The organism is Janthinobacterium sp. Bl 1 (assembly GCF_058215535.1).
The window spans coordinates 3,690,135-3,707,082 of the sequence record NZ_CM177086.1; the positions used below are offsets into that span (position 1 = coordinate 3,690,135).

A 16,948-nucleotide genomic window follows, 5' to 3' on the forward strand; every position below is an offset into this window, starting at 1 on the left:
GCGTTCAGGGGCGCGCCAGGGTCGGGTAGTCTGTCACTTGCAGGCTGAAGCCGGACGCATCCGATTGCAGGCGTGCGTGTCCGCCGAACGGCAAAGTGACCCGGCGGCGGATATGGCCGAACTCGAGCCCTGTCAGCACGGGCACGGGCAGGCGTTCGCGCACGTAGGCCAGCATGGCGTCGAAATCGTAGCCATTGTCCATCGGACTCAATTTATAGGCGGAAAAATCGCCGAGCACCACGGCTTGCTGGCGCTGAAATACGCCCGCGTGCAGCAATTGCAGCAGCATGCGCTCGACCCGGTACGGGTGTTCGTTGACGTCTTCCAGGAACAAAATGCCGCCATCGATCTCGGGGAAATACGGCGTGCCGAGCAAGTGGACCAGCATGGCCAGGTTGCCGCCCCACAGCTTGCCTTGCAGCGCGACCTGCGGATTGCCCGCCGCCGTGCCCGTGACCGTGTGCGTGGGGCCGGCCAGGCACGACCACAGTTGATCGAGCGTAAATTGCTCGGGCTCGTCACGGATGAAATCGTCGCAGATCATGGGGCCGGCAAAGCTGGCGCGGCCCGTTTTCGCCAGCAAGCCCATGTGGAAGGCCGTAAAGTCGCTGTAGCCGACAAACAATTTGCCGCTGTCGGCCATGGCAGTAAAGTCGATCTCGGGCAGGATGCGGCTGATGCCGTAGCTGCCGCGCAAGGCGATCACCACTTGCACGTCCGGGTCGGAGGCGGCCGCGTTCAGCTGCGCCAGGCGGCCCGCATCCGTGCCGCCGAAGCGCTGGAATGTGTGGTCGGGGTCGTAGTAATTGTGGACGGTGGCGCCTTGCGCCTGCAAGCGGGCAATGCCGCGTTCCAAAGCCGCCGCGTCGGGCGCATAACCGCCCGGTGCAACGATGGCGATGCCAATCTCAGGTGTCTTCAAAATGCCCGTGCCTTCAAAAATGGTGGGCGCGCCTAGGCTAACTGGGAGCGCATCTGGGGCGCCATCTTACCTTGCAGATGTACATCAATCAAGGCAAGCAGGCGCTCGATCAGCTGGGGCGGCATGTCGTGCCCCATACCTTCGATCACCTCAAGCCGGGCGCCCGGGATCAGCGCCGCCGTATCGATGCCGCAGGCGACGGGGATCAAGGGGTCGGCCGCGCCATGGATCACCAGCGCCGGGCAACTAATGCTCGGCAACAGGGCCGTGCGCTCGCCCGAGGCGGCGATGGCCACCATCTGCCGCGCCACGCCTTCGGGGCAGCTGCCGCGTTGCAGCGCCGCTTCGATGCGCTGGTACAGCAGCTTTTCCGACACGGGATAGGCGGGGCTGCCGATGACGCGCACGGTGGCCGCCATGTGCGCCATCAGCTCGGCGCGGCTGGCATTGCGCTTCGGGCGTTGCAATAACGCATTGCGCGCTGCCCGCGTGGGGCCGGGCAAGCCGCGCCGGCCGCTGCTCGACATGATGGACGTCAGGCTGAGCACCTGCAGCGGGGCGCGCGCCGCCATCACTTGCGCGATCATGCCGCCCATCGACACGCCGATCACGTGCGCCTGCGCAATGCGCAGGGCCGCCAGCAAACCGAGCGCGTCGTCCGCCATGTCATTGAGGGTATAGGAAGTTTTGAGGGGCCAGCCCAGCAGGTTTTTTACGTAGGCCAGCGGCAGATACGGCTTGCCCGCCAGCGCCATCTTGCTCGACAGGCCGCAGTCTCGGTTATCGAAACGCAGCACGCGAAAACCTTGCTCGACGATGCCTTCGACGAAGTCCGCCGGCCAGGCAATCAGTTGCATGCCCAGGCCCATGACGAGCAGCACGCACGGATCGTTGGGGTCGCCGTGGCTTTCATAAGCTATGTTGAGGCCGTTCGCCATGATGGTTGCCATGATTGCCTCTCTTACAGGAACCAGCACGCAGGCACGATCGCTGCGGCCTTGCAACCAGCATACCACTATTGTGCTTCAGACATGAGACCGGCACGCGGCACTCACACTGAAGTGTTGCTCTGCTTGCACATGACAGAACCTACTGCGCGTCGCGACTTGCGGCCTGCGATACTCACCGTACCTAAAGTACGGTTGCGCTTCTCGACCACAATTCGCTTCCGCTCGCTACGGCTCTGTCACGTGCTGACACTCATCAACTTGCAAAAAACATTACTTTGCCTTAGGCAAGGAATCGGCCAGATCCACCCACGCTTGCGGCTGCGGTTTGCCGCGCTCGCGCACGCCGAAGAAAGAGACCACTTGCGTGCCTTCCTTGTCGAAGAATTCGACGGAAGTCACGCCGCCGCGCTTGACGACCCAGCCGCTGCGCAGGGCCGTGTCGCGGATGTGCAGGTTGAAGTCCGGGTCCAGCACGTTGAAGAAGCCGCCGGCGGCCATGGTTTTTTCGATCTTGCCGCTGTAGATTTGCGTCAAGCCTTCATTGCCCAGGAACACCATGATGGCGACCTTGTCCTTGGCCGCGTTTTCCAGCAGGGTGCGCAGCGCTTCCGGCGCCACGCGCTCGACCACGCCGGCCGGCGCCAGGCGCAGCGCCTGTTCGCGCGACAGATGGAACTCGCGCATGATTTGCGCAAACTGGTGCACGTCCGTCATGTCTTTCCAGGCCAGCTGGAATTCCTTGACGTCGATTTCGGCGTCCGGCTTTTCAGCGGCCTTGGGCGCCACGGCCAGCACGTTCAGCTCGGCACTTTGCTGAGGCATGCGGAAGGTGGCCACCAGCTTGTCGTAGACAGGCACGCCAGGCTCGTTGCGCAGGTAGATCTTGTGCACGGCCGTGCCGTTGGCATCAAAAAATTGCAGGCTGCGCGTCGGCTTGCCATCGCGGCCCGCTTGCTCCACGGCAAATGCATATTTCCAGTTTTCAAAGTGGAAACGCAGGTCGATCTGGCCGCCCAGGTAGCCGCCTGCGATATTGCGCTGGCGCGCTTGCGTTTCCGGGTCTTGCTTGGCGTCGGCCTGTTCCGACTTGTCGCCCGCCTGCTTGAACTTGCTGGCGACGCCCGTCGTTTCGATGACGCCGTTTTCATTGCGCGTGATCGCTTGCACGATGCCCAGGTCCAGCGCGGCGCGCATGATTTCACGCGGCTGGTTGCCGTCGGCCTGCAGGCGCGTGACGCCTTTGCCGATATTGGTTGCCAGCAATTGTGCTTCGGACACACCCAGCGCGCGCGCCGCGTCGCGGATCTGCAGCTTCGGCTGTTCCGTGCGCAAGGTGGACCAGCGTTCCGCCAAAGTGGCTGGGGCCGCGTATGCGTTTGCGATCAGCAGGCTGCCTAGCAGGGATAGAACGAGTTTGGATAACTTCATAGAGAGACCATTCAATCAAACATGGAAAAACAGAGGGGCAAGCACCCCTCCCCGGTAAAAAATTTAGAAGTTCAGGCTCAGGCTGGCCGCCACATTGCGGCCCGGCTTGGCGTAGCGCTCGATCTCGGCACGGCTGGCGGCCGTGGTGCCGGCGGACAGGCTGCGCGAGGCGGCGTAATCCCAGTACTTGCGATCCGTCAAGTTGTACACGCCGACGATGATCTTCGCGTTCTTGTGCACGTTCCAGTAAGTCGACAAGTCGAAGATGGTGTACGACGGCACCTTGAAGCGCGGCGCGGTCGAGCCCATCAGCAAGTCGTTCGGCGCCTGCTTGTCGCCGGCATGCAGCGCCGTCAGTTCCAGGCCGAACAGCATGTTGCTGTGGTCGTAACCAAAGGTCAGCGCCGTCTTGGCTGGCGCCACCGAGGCCAGGCCGCCGCTCTCGCCCGTCCGGGTATTGAAGGAGCGGCCCTTGGCCACACCCGTGGCCAGGTCGACGCGATAGCCCTGCATGGCCGGTGCCCAGGCGCCCAGCTCCGCGCGCAGGCTCAGCTCGCCGCCCCAGGTACGGGCATCGCCGATGTTTTCCGGGCGGAACAAACCCTGCACGATGGTGGGATAGTTCACGGGATCGTCTTCCTGCATCACGTACTCGATCATGTTCTTGTATTCCGTCTGGTAGACGGACGCGTGCATGCTCAAGCCCTTGACGATGTCGCCCTTCAAGCCCAGTTCATAGGCCTGGCTGGTTTCCTTGCGCAAGTTCGCATTGCCCAGCACGGCGTAGCCCGTCCCGCGGCCCGTGTAGCTGAAGGAATCATAGGTACCGGTGCGCTCGGCCGCCGTCGGCAGGCGTGTGCCGCGCGTGAAGGTGGCATACGCGTTCATTTGCGGCAACACTTCCACGGACAGGCTCAGGCTCGGCGTGAAATAGGTGTCGCTTTCCTTACGCACTTCCTTGGCCGCGTTCGGCACGGCGATCACATAGTTTTGCAGGTTTTTCGGCTCGTTCTTGCGGTAGTCGGCACGCAAGCCCGGCGTCAGCACGGCTTTCTTGCCGGCCAGATTGAAACTGAGATCGTCGCGCACGTACAGGGCCAGCTTGGTCGTGTCCATGTCGGCCATGCGGTTCTTGTTGGTGATCTGATGCTGGCCCGTGGCAACGATGACACGGTCTTCGCGCCATGGACGGCGCGTTTTCAGCTGTTCCAGCTGCACGCCGTACAGCAGCGCGTTGTCCGCATTGAGCTGCTTGAGCGCTTCCGACGTCAAGCCGATGCTGTCATTCTTGAAGCTGGTGTCGATGGTACGCTGTGCCGGGCTGCCGAAGGTGTAGAGGCCTTGCGTCTTGTCATCGGTTTTCGCATTCTGCAGATACACTTTCGACGTCAGGCGGTCGAACAGGGCAAAATCCTTGAGCACCACGTCATGACCCAGGCTGACGCGCGTGCGCCTGGTGGTGGAATCCTGCTGCACGCCGGTCGGATAATACGTGCTGACCTTGTTGCGCAGATCGCGCTTGTTCTTGCGCTCGAACATATCGACCGTCAAGTCCAGCTTCTGTTCGCCAGGCAAGGTCCACACCAGCTTGGACAGCAAGGCGTTCGAATGCCAGTCGTCGGGGTTGACGGTAGCGCTGCCGCGGCTGTCAAGCTGCTCGCCATCGCGGTGCACGTACACGGCCAGGCCTTGCAGGCTGGCGCCGAGCTTGGCGGCGCCCGTCAGGGTGTGCGCATTGCTGCGGTCGGCCGTCGCGCGGCCGTATTTATAGGCCACGTAATGGTCTTGCCCTTCACCCAGGTAATCTTCGGGCGACTTGGTGACAAAGGCCACACCGCCGCCCAGGCCAGGGCTGGCGCCGCTGACGGCCGTCGTGCCCGAATCGATGCGCACTTCGCGGAAGGTTTCAGGATCGAAATAATCACGGCCCGTGCCGAAGGCGTTGAGGGTATTGCCATCAGGCTTAGGTGCCGCGTCCGGCAAGGAAATGCCATCGACGTCCAGGCTGACCCGGTTGCCTTCCAGGCCACGGATGTTGTAGCCCGTATTGCCCGAACCATCCCACACGCTGCCGGCGCCCGAGGCCGCCATTGGCGTGCTGATCAGTGGCTGGTAGCGCACGATGCCGCCCATGTCCGTCACGCCACGGCGCTCCAGGTCGTCGCTGCTGATGACCGTCTTGGTGCCGGCGCGGCGCTCGTAATCCTGCTTGGCATTGACGACAATTTCCGGGAAGACAGACAGCTTGGCCGGTTCCTGGGCGGCCGTGCCCGCGTTGATGGCGGCATTTTGCGCAACGGCAGGCAGCATCGGTGCGGCGAACAGGCCCAGCAAGGCGGCGCGCAGCACCAGGTTGTGGCGGCGGGCAGGCAGATGAGCTGGGGATACGACGGGTGCAGCGGTGCGCTGCGGAAGCACAGTAGTCATGATGGTCCGGTCTAAGAGTAAAGGCTGGCTCTTGAACCCGGATCGATAACGATGCGCAAGGAAAGTTTGCTGGCGAAAACAATACTGTAACACGAATCATTCTCATTTGAGAATGACAATTGGTCTAGACAGATGTTATTTCGCAACAATTATAAAAATGCCAGCCTGGATGGCTGGCATGGCTGGCATCTTGGACTGATGTCAGGCTGGCGGATGGGCCAGCTTGCGCGCTTCCGCCTGTGCGCGGCGGCGTTCGGCAAAGAAACGCTTGAGAAAAGCGCCGCACTCATCGGCCAGCACGCCGCCTTCGATAGCCGTCTGGTGGTTCAGCGCCGGCTGCTCGAACAGGTTCAGCACGGAACCGCAGGCGCCCGTCTTCGGGTCGCCCGCGCCATACACCACGCGGGCCAGGCGCGCATGCAGCATGGCGCCCGAACACATCACGCACGGCTCCAGGGTCACGTACAGCTCGCAGCCGGGCAAGCGATAATTGCCGAGCTTTTCGGCGGCCGCGCGCAGCGCCATCACTTCCGCGTGCGCGGTCGGATCGTGGCGGCCGATGGGCTGGTTGTAGCCGACGGCGATGACTTCGCCATCCTTGACGACGACGGCGCCAACGGGCACTTCACCGAGGTCCCACGCGTGCTGGGCCTGCTCCAGGGCCAGCTGCATGTAGCGCGCGTCCTGCGCGCTAGCGTGCGTTTCAGTCATCGGTGACTTCTGCCCAGCAATTCGGCGTTTCATGCAGCACCAGCTTATGTAGGTGCAAGCCCGTGCCGAAATGGTCGGTAAACGCGGCCTTCAAAATATCGAAGGCGATGCGCGCCAGGTTTTCCACGGTCGGGATGCGGTCGATGACGACGGTTTTATGGTCGGGCAGGCTGGCCAGGAAGTCGCGCACGGCCGTGTCTTTTTCGTAGACGAGGAAGGCGTGGTCCCAGACGTCGACCAGGTGCTGCTTGGCCAGGGTTTTCACGTCGGAAAAGTCCATGATCATGCCATTGTCGGAATTGCCTTCCGCTTCGATGACCTTGCCGACCAGAGTGATTTCCACCGTGTAGCGGTGGCCGTGCAGGTTGCGGCACTGGCTTTTGTGGTCGGGAATGCGGTGGCCCGCGTCGAATTCGAGCTTGCGTGTGATAGTCAGCATATGTGTTGTTAAGGTATTTGCAGGAGTTTATGGGTTTGCAGGCTCAGCTTCCACTTCGGGTTGCTTTTGCACGTTTCGATAGCCAGCTTCATGTTGCGCGCGGCCAGGGGGCCATCCATCGCCTGCACGAAGAAGTTCTCGAAATCCAGTTGTTCGTAGGCGGCCAGGTCTTGCTGGAACTGGGGAATGACCACCTTGATTTCATTGCCTTTGTGCACGACCAGTGTCGAACCCATCTTCGGGCTGACGCAGATCCAGTCCACGCCGGCCGGCACGGGCAAGGTACCGTTGGTTTCGATGGCGATGGTAAAGCCGACCGCGTGCATGGCGTCGATCAGGGCCGTATCCAGCTGCAGCAGCGGCTCGCCGCCCGTAAACACCACGTATTTGCTCGGTGCGTAGCTGGCCGGCCACAGGCTGTCGATCAGCGCGGCCAGTTCCTGCGGCGTCTTGAATTTGCCGCCCAGTTCGCCGTCCGTGCCGACGAAATCCGTGTCGCAGAACTGGCACACGGCCGTGGCGCGGTCGCTTTCGCGGCCCGTCCACAGGTTGCAGCCGGAAAAGCGGCAAAACACGGCCGGACGGCCCGCGTGCGCACCTTCGCCCTGCAGGGTGTAAAAAATCTCTTTGATGCTATAAGTCACTGTATTTCCTAAGAGCTGGCTGGCGTCCTCGCGCAGGGCGTACGCAGCGATGCCGGCGCATACCGCCGGAACCGCAAAAGCCGATTGACAACCCTCTATTATATGCCGCCTCGACACTTCCCGTGCAAATGCCGTGCCCGTCACCTGACCGTGCGGCGCCAAAGGACCAGAAAGCCACGGCGAAAGGCATAACTGCGCGACTTTTGCGTTTAGACAATATAAATATCCCACAGTTAATATATTTTCTGTAATAAGATTGCCTTCTGGAAAACATTTAGGGAGCGAGAAATGATGCAACGCTGGCTACGCCTGCCGTACCGTCTGAGCATTCTGGCCTGTCTGGCAGCCAGCGCACTCGCCACCCTGCACACCGGATACGCGGCGGGACCGATGCCGCCGGCCGGCGCGCCCTCCCCCTTGATGGCGGCCTGCGCCGTCCTGCTCGGTGCGCTGACGCTGCTGCTGTGGCGCCAGCACCGCCTGGCGCTGCGCCTGCAGGCGCTGGAACAGCTGCGCGAGGACGGCGAGCAGGCGCGCCTGACCAGCGGGCAACAGCAGGCGCGCGAGCAGGAACGCCTGCGCATCGGGCGCGACATCCACGACGACCTGGGCCAGCATCTGCTGACCCTGAAGATCGACCTCTCCATGCTGCAGACCAGCACGCATGAGGCGGCGCCCCAGCTGGCGCAACAGCTGGCCGTGATCGCGCGCAATGTCGACCTGACCATCGCGGCGCTGCGCTGCGTCATCCATGACCTGCGCCCGCCTGCCCTCGACGCGGGCCTGCAAGCGGCATGCGATGAACTGCTGGCCGACTTTACGCGTACCACCGGCCTCGGCTGCGGCTGCGACTACCAGCTCGACACCGCCGCCGGCCGCGCGCATGGCGCCTTGCTGTATCACGTGGTGCAGGAAGCGCTGGCGAACATTGCCCGCCATGCGCACGCCACGCATGTCCAGCTGTGTCTGCAGCAAACAGGCGCCACCGTGGCTTGCCGCATCAGCGACGATGGCATCGGACTGTCGGGCTCGCCGCCGCGCCTCGGTTGCGGCCTGTCCGGCATGCATGAGCGCGTCGCCGCCGCCGGCGGCAGCCTGCACATCGACAGCCGCAGCGGCGCCGGCACCACCTTGCGCGTATCGCTGCCCCTGCCGGTCTGCCACGACGAAGCAATGGTCCATCACTGAAAATATTGCTCAATATCAACACCATCGCTACCCCACGCTGCATCATGGCCAACGAGCCAGCCCCATTCACGCCCAAGAAGGATGCTTTCATGCCGGATAGCCACGCACATGCCAGCCCATCGCCATATGGTGAAGCCCAGGGTTTCGCCGTCAAGATGATGGAATTGCTGGTCGTGCCCACCTTTGTACTCGATGTGCATGGCAGGGTGATGATCTGGAACCGCGCCTGCGAGCAGCTGACGGGCGTGCCGGCAAGCGAAGTGCTGGGCGCACGCGAACCGGGCCGCTGCTTTTACAACGACGAGCGCCCCACCCTGGCCGACCTGCTGCTGGCCGGGCGCGGCGGCGACATGCGCGCCCTGCATACCCAGCAGCAATACCGCAGCAGCACGGGCAGCAACCTGTGCGCGGAAAACTGGTGCGACATGCCGCGCACGGGACGGCGGCGCTACCTTGCCGTCGATGCCAGCCCCATCTACGGCAATCACGGCGAACTGATCGCCGTCGTCGAAACCCTGCGCGACATGACGGATGAAAAGCGCGCACACGTGGAACTGGAACGCCTGGCCACGCGCGATGGCTTGACGGGCTTGGCCAACCGGCGCTGCTTCGACGACACCATCCTGGCCGAGTGGCAGCGCGCCCAGCGGCAGGAGCAGCCGTTGTCGCTGCTGATGGTAGACGTCGACAATTTCAAGGAATACAACGATAGCCACGGCCACCAGGGCGGCGACCTGTGCCTGCGCAAGGTGGCCGGCGCCGTGGCCAGCGAAATGCGCGCCAACGACCTGGTGGCGCGCTACGGCGGCGAAGAGTTTGCCGTCATCCTGCCGAACCAGTCGCTCAAGGGCGCGGCCATCGTGGCCGAACGCATCCGCCACCGCGTCGAGCGGCTGCAACTGCCGCGCAAGCGTCCCGACGGTGCCTGCGTCACCGTCAGCATCGGCGCCGCCACGGCCCTGCCCGGTCCCGGCACGGAGCTGGGGCAGCTGATCCATACGGCCGACTGCGCCCTGTACCGCGCCAAGCACCTGGGCCGCAACCGCATCAGCCTGCCGGAAACGACACTGACATAAGTAACAAGTCCCAGTATCAGGAAACACGACCAAATTTGGTGTATATTTGGTCCTGTCACAATTTTTCGCATCCGGAGCCGCCATGAACCTCAAGGAACGCATCAAGCCGATTTCCTACCTCAAGGCCAATACGACGGAGATCGTCAACGGCTTTGACGCAGGCCAGGACGAGCCCATCATCATCACGCAAAATGGCGAAGCGAAAATGGTCGTGCTATCGATGCACGCGTATCAGGAAGGCAAGCGGCAAGCGCAGCAGATGCAGGAACAGCATGCGTTCATGAAACTGATCGCCATGGGCAACCAGGACATCGCGCGCGGCGACGTCGTGTCCGAAGAAGATTTCCTGGCCAGCCTCGACCAGGCTTGAGATGACGCGCATCGTCGTGCTGAAAAGCGCGCAAGCCGATTTCAATGAGCTGCGCAGCGATTTCAGGGCGCGCCACACTGCCGCCGCCCATGCGCAGTTCATCGTCGCTTTCCGGCAATTATTCTCTGATCTGAAAACCTTTCCCGACAGCGGCACGCCCGTCGAAGCAGCCCGCGAAGTCGGCATGGATGTGCGGCAACGCCTGTGCGAAGAGATCCGCGTCGTCTACCACCATGACCGCGCGCACGACATCGTGTACATCCGCATGTTCCTGCCCACCCGGCGCGATTTTCTCAGCCATCTCACGGCCCGCATCCTGCGGCCCGACTTGTAAAGCCCCTATGCAGGGCGGCACGAATATTCTATGCTGCGGCGTTGCACTTTCCACATTTCCCAAAAAAGAAGGAGCCCCCGTGTCAAGAATCATGCCCGTTTTATTACCCGCTTTCGCCCTGGCCCTGTCGGCCATGGCCTCGTCGAACCTGGGCGCAGCACCCGTCAAACCGGCGGCCGCCCACAGCGCCGCTGCCAGCAAGGCCGATTTGCTGCCGTTCAAGGCGACGGAAAAGACCTTGTCCAATGGCTTGAAGATCATCATCGTGCCGACCGGCTTCCCGAACCTCGTCTCCCTGCAGATACCCGTGCAGACGGGCTCGCGCAATGAAGTCGAGCCGGGCAAGTCCGGCTTTGCCCACTTCTTCGAGCACATGATGTTCCGCGGCACCAAGGCGTACCCGCCCGAAAAATACCAGGAAGTCATCACCCGCGCCGGCGCGCGCCAGAATGCGTATACGAGCGACGACCTGACCAATTACCACACGACGTTTGCCAAGCAGGACCTGGAAACCGTGCTGAAGGTGGAAGCGGACCGCTTCCAGCACCTCGACTACGCGGAAGACGCGTTCAAGACGGAATCGCGGGCCGTGCTGGGCGAATACAACAAGAACAGCGCCAATCCCGTCTCGAAACTGTTCGAAGTGATGCGCGACAGCGCCTACACGACGCATACCTACAAGCATACGACGATGGGTTTTATCCAGGATATCGAAGACATGCCGAACCAGTACGCGTATTCGAAGATCTTCTTCGACCGCTGGTACCGTCCCGAGCGCACCACCATCATCATCGCCGGCGACGTGGAACCGCAGCAAGCCATCGCGCTGGTGGAAAAATACTGGAGCGGCTGGCAGCGCGGCAAGCAGCAGGCGGCCGTGCCCGTCGAGCCCGCGCCGCGCGGCCCCGTCTACAAGCACGTGGCCTGGCCCACGCCGACCCTGCCATGGGTGGCCGTCGGCTTCCACGCGCCCGCGTTTTCCGTGAAGGACAAGGACCAGGCGGCACTGGCAACGTTGCTGTCGCTGTCGTTCGGCCGCACCTCGCCGCTGTATAAACGCCTCGTGCAAAACGAGCAAAAGGTCGACCAGCTGTTCGAGATGACGCCGGACCGTGTCGATCCGACCCTGGCCGTGCTGGGCGCGCGCGTGAAAAATATCGATGACGCCGTCTACGTGCGCGACGCCATCCTGGCCACTGTGGCGCGGCTGCGCGACACGCCAGTGAGCGAAAAGGACCTGGCGGACGCCAAGTCGGCGGAAAAATACGGCTTGATCCGCTCGCTCGACAACACGGAGCAGATCGCCGGCACCCTGGCATCGTTCGTGCATTTCGACCGCTCGTATGCCACCATCAACCAGTACTACCGCCTGATCGATACGCTCACGCCGGCCGACCTGCAGGCAGCCGCGCGCAAATACCTGACGGACGAGGGCCTGGTGGTCACCACCCTGTCGCATCAGCCGATGGCCGCCGCCATCGCCACCACGCCGAAGCTGGCCAGCCTGCTGCCGGCCGCCTCGAACGCGAAGTTCGACGTGCTGGTGCAAAAGTCCGCGCTGCCGCAAATCCGCTACAAGCTGCTGTTTATGGCCGGTTCCGCGCAAGACCCGCAAGGCAAGGAAGGCCTTGCCGCGCTGACGGCGTCCATGGTGGCGTCCGGTGGTTCGTCCGAGCGCAAGATCGACGAAGTCAACCAGGCCCTGTTCCCGCTGGCCGGCAGTTTCAGCCAGCAGACGGACAAGGAAATGACGACGTTTACGGGCTCCATCCACAAGGATAACTGGACGCAGTTCAACGCCATCGCCCTGCCGCTGCTGCTCTCGCCCGGTTTCCGCGAAGACGACTTCCGCCGCCTGAAGGATGCGCAAAAGAACGCGCTGCTGCTGGACCTGAAAGACAATAACGAAGAGGAATTCGCCAAGGAACGCCTGCAAACGAATGTGTATGCGGGTACGCCGTACGGCCACCCGGTGCTGGGCACGGTCGCCGGCATCGACGCCATCACCCTCGACGACGTGAAACAGTTCTGGAAGAGCGCGTACGCGCAAGGCGCCGTCAAGGTGGGCATTTCCGGCGACGTCTCCGAGGCCATGACGGCGTCCCTGACACAGGCGCTGGCAAGCTTGCCGGCCGGTCCAGGCTTGCCAGCCACCGTCAAACCCGCGGGCCGCAAGGCAAACGGCCTGGAAGTGGAAATCATCGAGAAAAACACGCGCGCCACGGCAATTTCCTTCGGCCTGCCTTTGGAGGTGACCCGCAGGCACCCTGACTTCCCCGCCCTGTGGCTGGCAAAAACATGGCTGGGCGAGCACCGTGCCTCGAATTCCTATCTGTACCAGCGCATCCGTGAAATCCGCGGCATGAACTATGGCGATTATGCGTACATCGAAGCCTTCCCGCGCGGCATGTTCCAGTTCTTCCCGAACCCGAACCTGGGCCGCAAGGCGCAGCTGTTCGAAATCTGGATCCGCCCCGTGGCGCCGGACAACGCTCACTTCGCGCTGCGCGTGGCCCTGACGGAGCTGGGCAAGCTCGTCGACAACGGCCTGAAGCAGGACGATTTCGCCACCACGCGCGACTACCTGATGAAGAACGTCTTCGTCATGACGTCGACGCAAGACCAGCAACTGGGCTATGCGCTCGATTCGCAATGGTATGGCACGCCGGAGTTCACCAAGCTGATGCGTGATGGCTTGTCGAAACTGACGCTGGCGGACGTCAACCGCGCCATCAAGCAGCATTTGTCGGCGAAGAACCTGTCCGTCGTGATCGTCGCCAAGGATGCGGCCGGCCTGAAGGAAAAACTCGTCAGCGACGCGTTTTCTCCCATCAAGTACGACGGCAACAAGCCGCAAGCGCTGCTCGATGAAGACAAGGTCATCGGCGCGATGAAGCTGAACATCAAGCCGGCGGCCGTCACCGTGACGCCAGCGGCGCAGGCGTTCGCGAAGTAAGCGCAGCAAAAAATAACGCACCAAGTAAATGCAATCATGGCCGCCAGCATAAAGCTGGCGGCTTTTTTTATGCACAGAAATGGCGCATCGCAACATCAGATTACGATTATCTGCCGATATTATCTCGCCTCGCCGGGAACATCATAGAGGCTCCGCCACCGCACCAGAATAGTGCATCTGCAACATATTACAAATGTAAAAGTTTGCAACTTGAATGGACATCCGCAAAACAACAAAAAGTAACAATGACAGAGAATAATTTTAAATTATTCCTTATAAAACAATAAGTTAATAATATTATGTTGTGTTTTTTTCATTAATTATTTATCAATTTCAAGACATTTCTTAACATAAAATCTTTTTCCTGCCATCAATTTTTTACCAAATATGTAAGCATAAAAATATTCTGTATAAACTGTTGTGTCAACGTGACAATGTTGAAAAAAGCATGGCGCAACTTTTCTGAAAATGTTTTGATAAAGGTCTAGGCAATACTGTTTATACGGTTTTGCAACAAAAATCGCTGAAGCGATCCACTAGACCGGGAAAGTCGCGCATCGTACAACGATGTCCGACCATGTGTTCAGCAGTTGAAATTCGATGGAGAATATTTTGCTTAAAAAAATAGTCTTAAAACAAAGTGTGATCGCAGTCGCCTTGACCTTGTCTTCCTCGCAATTGGTCTACGCGCAACTGGCACCGCAGGAGCCAGCGCTGCAAAAAATTCTCATTACCGGTTCGAACTTGAAGCGGGCCGACAAGGAAGGCACCTCCCCTGTCGACGTGATTACCGCCAAGGATATCAAGGACAGCGGCGCATCGACCGTTGCCGAACTGATGAAACTGGTGCCATCGATGGGCACCGATACCAACCAGGACCAGCTCGGCGGTTCCGGTTTTGCCAAGGGTGTCGCCACCGCTTCGCTGCGCGGCCTGGGCTCAAGCTCCACCCTGATCCTGTTGAACGGACGGCGCATGACGCCATCGGCCTACGCCGACCCGAACAACGGCAACTCCACCCTGTATGACTTGAACAGCATCCCGTTGTCCGCCCTGGACCGCGTCGAAATCCTGAAAGACGGCGCATCGGCCGTCTACGGCTCGGACGCCATCGGCGGGGTCATCAACTTCATCACCAAATCGAACTATCGCGGTGCGCAAATCGCCGGTAACGCGGGCGCCAACGACGATGGTTTGTTCCGCCGCAAGAACGTCAGTGGCTTCTTCGGCACGGGCGACCTCGAAACCGATGGCTACAACGTCTTCGCGGCCGTCGACTTCTCGCAACGCGACCGCGTTGCCCGCCGCGACGCCAAGGATGTCGCCTACTCGACCTACCAGGACTTGAACGGCCGCTTCCGCTCCAACTACTCGAGTTCCGTCTCGAAATACGCGACCGTGTACCGCGAATCATCGCCAGGCTCGCGCAACTTCGGCGTGACGCAAGCGAACGCGCCACAGCGCGTGACGTTCAATCTGGGCTGCGACCCGTCTGAACGCATTACGGGCGGCACCAAGGATGGCCTGCTGCCAACGAGCATCCTGATTGGCCGCACCTTCTGTAACTATGACCTCGATCAATTCCTCGAAAGCCAGGGCGACGGCCGCGATGCCAGCGTGTTGAGCCGCGGCACCTTGAAGCTCAGCAGCAGCATCACCGGCTACGCGGAAGCGGCTTACACGCGCTCCTCACGCTCGTACACGGGCGCGCCGATCTCCCTCGGCACGACCTCCGTCACCAACTACATGGCGACGGGCCTGGCCGACCCATTCCAGGCCATCCTGCCGATTGGCCATCCGGACAACCCGCTGACGAATGCCCGCGCATCGGTTGCCTACCGCTTTGAAAACCTGCGTGGCGGCTCGGAAACGGTCAACCAGAACATGCGTTTGCTGACGGGCCTGCAAGGCGATCACTTCGGCTGGAGCTGGGACACCGGCTTGCTGTGGAACCGCTCGGAACGCGATGAAACGCAATATGGCCGCCTGTACCTGCCAACCTTGCGCAAACTCAATACCGGCACGTCGCTGGCGCAGTTGGCGGCCGATCCGACCATCGGCTACGATCCGAAAAGTGAAGGCGTAGCGGAAATCGTCCAGCTCGACGGAAAGGCCAGCACGGAATTCGGCAAGCTGGGCGGCGGGGCCATGGGCCTGGCCATCGGCTTCGAACTGCGCCAAGAGAAAATCCGCATCGATCCGGACAGCAAGGTGGCCAACGGCGAAATCTACGGACAGTCGAATACCATTATCGACGGCCAACGCAACGTCAAGTCGGCCTTCGTCGAGCTGCGCACGCCATTCACCAAGAGCTTCGAGATGGACTTTGCCGGCCGGGTAGACAAATATCCTGGCATCAAAACCAACTTCGTGCCGAAAGTGGGCGCCAAGTGGACCGCCACGGATACGCTGGCCTTCCGCGGCACGTATGCCGAAGGTTTCCGCGCTCCCGCACTGTCGCAAGTGACGCCAGGCGGCGCGCAATTCTTCCTGCAAGGCGTGTGGGATCCGAAACGCTGCCAGGAAGATGAAAGCACCCCGCGTCCCGGCGGCGTGACGGCCGACTGCAGCAAGTCGATCTCTGGCGTCGGTGGCGCCAATCCGGACCTGAAGCCGGAAACGTCGAAAAGCTACTCGCTGGGCCTGATCTACTCGCCAACCTCCAACATCGACGTGGTCGTCGACGTGTACCGCGTGCGCAAGGAAAAAGAAGTGGCGCTGGGTACGGCCAGCGAAGCGCTGAAGAACGAAGACCGCTCGCCGGAAAACGTCCTGCGCGACCAGAACCCGGCCAACTTCATCACGGACGCGAACGGCAATCCGATTCCCGGCACGGGCACCTTGTTGTCGGTCAAGACGCCTTGGTCCAATCAGGGTTCGACCGAACTGCGCGGCGTCGATTTCGAAGGTCGTCTGCGTAACAAGCTCGGTGAATGGGGTTCGCTCAGCACCGCCTTGCGCGGCACCTACGTCTACAGCTACAAGCTGGAACAGCACGAGGGCGACACGGTCAACAACGTCGCGGGTACCCGTCCTAACCTGTACGACTGGCAATTGTCCACCGGCACCGACATGCCGAAGGTCAAGGCTTCGCTGACCACCAACTGGACGCGTGGCGACCATAGCGTCAACGCCTCGCTGAACTTCGTTGGCAGCGTATCGCTCAAGCGTAGCCGCGACGGCGCCGAGATCTACGACCAGCCCTTCTGCTCCTTTGGCACGAAGAAGCCTACCGATGCGGCGCCGGATCGCAATACCACGATCCCTGGCTACGAAACGGCCTTCCCGGACTGCAAGGTCGCCAGCTGGACCACGGTGGGCCTCGGTTATACATACACCGGCTTCAAGAACCTGAGCCTGGGCATCAATATCCAGAATCTGTTCGACCGCGCCGCACCGTATGATCCCGACTACCCAGCCGTCGGCTACAACGAAGGCTTGCATAACGCCTATGGCCGCTACTTCACCTTCAATGCGCGCTACACGTTTTAATTAACCGCACG

General features: G+C 61.4%; 13 protein-coding genes. 6 read left to right on the plus strand and 7 right to left on the minus strand.

The window, feature by feature from the left end:
- Positions 1 to 4: 4 nt before the first annotated feature.
- From ldcA to queE, 7 genes are all read right to left on the minus strand, one after another.
- A complete protein-coding gene (gene ldcA, locus AC4BCN_RS16475) occupies positions 5 to 922 on the minus strand; it encodes a muramoyltetrapeptide carboxypeptidase (RefSeq protein ID WP_490491260.1) in 918 nt (305 codons plus the stop codon).
- Positions 923 to 954: 32 nt separating this feature from the next.
- Positions 955 to 1,872, minus strand: a complete 918-nt coding sequence (locus AC4BCN_RS16480) for an alpha/beta fold hydrolase (protein WP_456149859.1) — start codon at positions 1,870 to 1,872, stop codon at positions 955 to 957.
- Between the two features lie 270 nt (positions 1,873 to 2,142).
- A complete protein-coding gene (locus AC4BCN_RS16485) occupies positions 2,143 to 3,300 on the minus strand; it encodes a hemin-degrading factor (protein ID WP_456149860.1) in 1,158 nt (385 codons plus the stop codon).
- 63 nt (positions 3,301 to 3,363) lie between these two features.
- Positions 3,364 to 5,727, minus strand: a complete 2,364-nt coding sequence (locus AC4BCN_RS16490; RefSeq protein WP_490491261.1) for a TonB-dependent hemoglobin/transferrin/lactoferrin family receptor — start codon at positions 5,725 to 5,727, stop codon at positions 3,364 to 3,366.
- Positions 5,728 to 5,928: 201 nt separating this feature from the next.
- Complete coding sequence (tadA, locus tag AC4BCN_RS16495) at positions 5,929 to 6,438, minus strand: tRNA adenosine(34) deaminase TadA (protein WP_490491262.1); 510 nt, start codon at positions 6,436 to 6,438, stop codon at positions 5,929 to 5,931.
- Complete coding sequence (gene queD, locus AC4BCN_RS16500) at positions 6,431 to 6,877, minus strand: 6-carboxytetrahydropterin synthase QueD (RefSeq protein WP_034755997.1); 447 nt, start codon at positions 6,875 to 6,877, stop codon at positions 6,431 to 6,433. Before queD ends, tadA begins: the two co-directional genes overlap by 8 nt.
- Before the next feature lie 8 nt (positions 6,878 to 6,885).
- Complete coding sequence (queE, locus tag AC4BCN_RS16505) at positions 6,886 to 7,521, minus strand: 7-carboxy-7-deazaguanine synthase (protein ID WP_490491263.1); 636 nt, start codon at positions 7,519 to 7,521, stop codon at positions 6,886 to 6,888.
- Positions 7,522 to 7,809: 288 nt separating this feature from the next.
- Here queE and AC4BCN_RS16510 point away from each other — a divergent pair, with 288 nt between their 5' ends.
- The 6 genes from AC4BCN_RS16510 (at position 7,810) to AC4BCN_RS16535 (ending at position 16,937) form a co-directional block, all read left to right on the plus strand.
- On the plus strand, positions 7,810 to 8,709 hold the full coding sequence (locus AC4BCN_RS16510) for a sensor histidine kinase (RefSeq protein ID WP_490491264.1): 900 nt from the start codon (positions 7,810 to 7,812) through the stop codon (positions 8,707 to 8,709).
- A gap of 89 nt (positions 8,710 to 8,798) precedes the next feature.
- Positions 8,799 to 9,785, plus strand: a complete 987-nt coding sequence (locus AC4BCN_RS16515; RefSeq protein ID WP_490491265.1) for a sensor domain-containing diguanylate cyclase — start codon at positions 8,799 to 8,801, stop codon at positions 9,783 to 9,785.
- A gap of 82 nt (positions 9,786 to 9,867) precedes the next feature.
- Complete coding sequence (locus tag AC4BCN_RS16520; protein ID WP_070302789.1) at positions 9,868 to 10,155, plus strand: type II toxin-antitoxin system Phd/YefM family antitoxin; 288 nt, start codon at positions 9,868 to 9,870, stop codon at positions 10,153 to 10,155.
- Position 10,156: 1 nt separating this feature from the next.
- The gene (locus AC4BCN_RS16525) at positions 10,157 to 10,489 is read left to right on the plus strand and encodes a type II toxin-antitoxin system RelE/ParE family toxin (protein WP_331776501.1); all 333 of its coding nucleotides are present in this window, start codon (positions 10,157 to 10,159) and stop codon (positions 10,487 to 10,489) included.
- Between the two features lie 79 nt (positions 10,490 to 10,568).
- Positions 10,569 to 13,445, plus strand: a complete 2,877-nt coding sequence (locus tag AC4BCN_RS16530; protein WP_490491266.1) for a M16 family metallopeptidase — start codon at positions 10,569 to 10,571, stop codon at positions 13,443 to 13,445.
- A gap of 657 nt (positions 13,446 to 14,102) precedes the next feature.
- Positions 14,103 to 16,937: a TonB-dependent receptor gene (locus AC4BCN_RS16535; protein WP_338678797.1), complete on the plus strand. Its 2,835-nt coding sequence runs from the start codon at positions 14,103 to 14,105 to the stop codon at positions 16,935 to 16,937.
- Positions 16,938 to 16,948: the final 11 nt, after the last annotated feature.

Coding starts and splice junctions, on each gene's coding strand:
- AC4BCN_RS16480 (WP_456149859.1), bottom strand. CDS start 1,872: ATGGCAACCATCATGGCGAACGGCCTCAACATAGCTTATGAAAGCCAC.
- AC4BCN_RS16485 (WP_456149860.1), bottom strand. CDS start 3,300: ATGAAGTTATCCAAACTCGTTCTATCCCTGCTAGGCAGCCTGCTGATC.
- AC4BCN_RS16490 (WP_490491261.1), bottom strand. CDS start 5,727: ATGACTACTGTGCTTCCGCAGCGCACCGCTGCACCCGTCGTATCCCCA.
- tadA (WP_490491262.1), bottom strand. CDS start 6,438: ATGACTGAAACGCACGCTAGCGCGCAGGACGCGCGCTACATGCAGCTG.
- queD (WP_034755997.1), bottom strand. CDS start 6,877: ATGCTGACTATCACACGCAAGCTCGAATTCGACGCGGGCCACCGCATT.
- AC4BCN_RS16510 (WP_490491264.1), top strand. CDS start 7,810: ATGATGCAACGCTGGCTACGCCTGCCGTACCGTCTGAGCATTCTGGCC.
- AC4BCN_RS16515 (WP_490491265.1), top strand. CDS start 8,799: ATGCCGGATAGCCACGCACATGCCAGCCCATCGCCATATGGTGAAGCC.
- AC4BCN_RS16520 (WP_070302789.1), top strand. CDS start 9,868: ATGAACCTCAAGGAACGCATCAAGCCGATTTCCTACCTCAAGGCCAAT.
- AC4BCN_RS16525 (WP_331776501.1), top strand. CDS start 10,157: ATGACGCGCATCGTCGTGCTGAAAAGCGCGCAAGCCGATTTCAATGAG.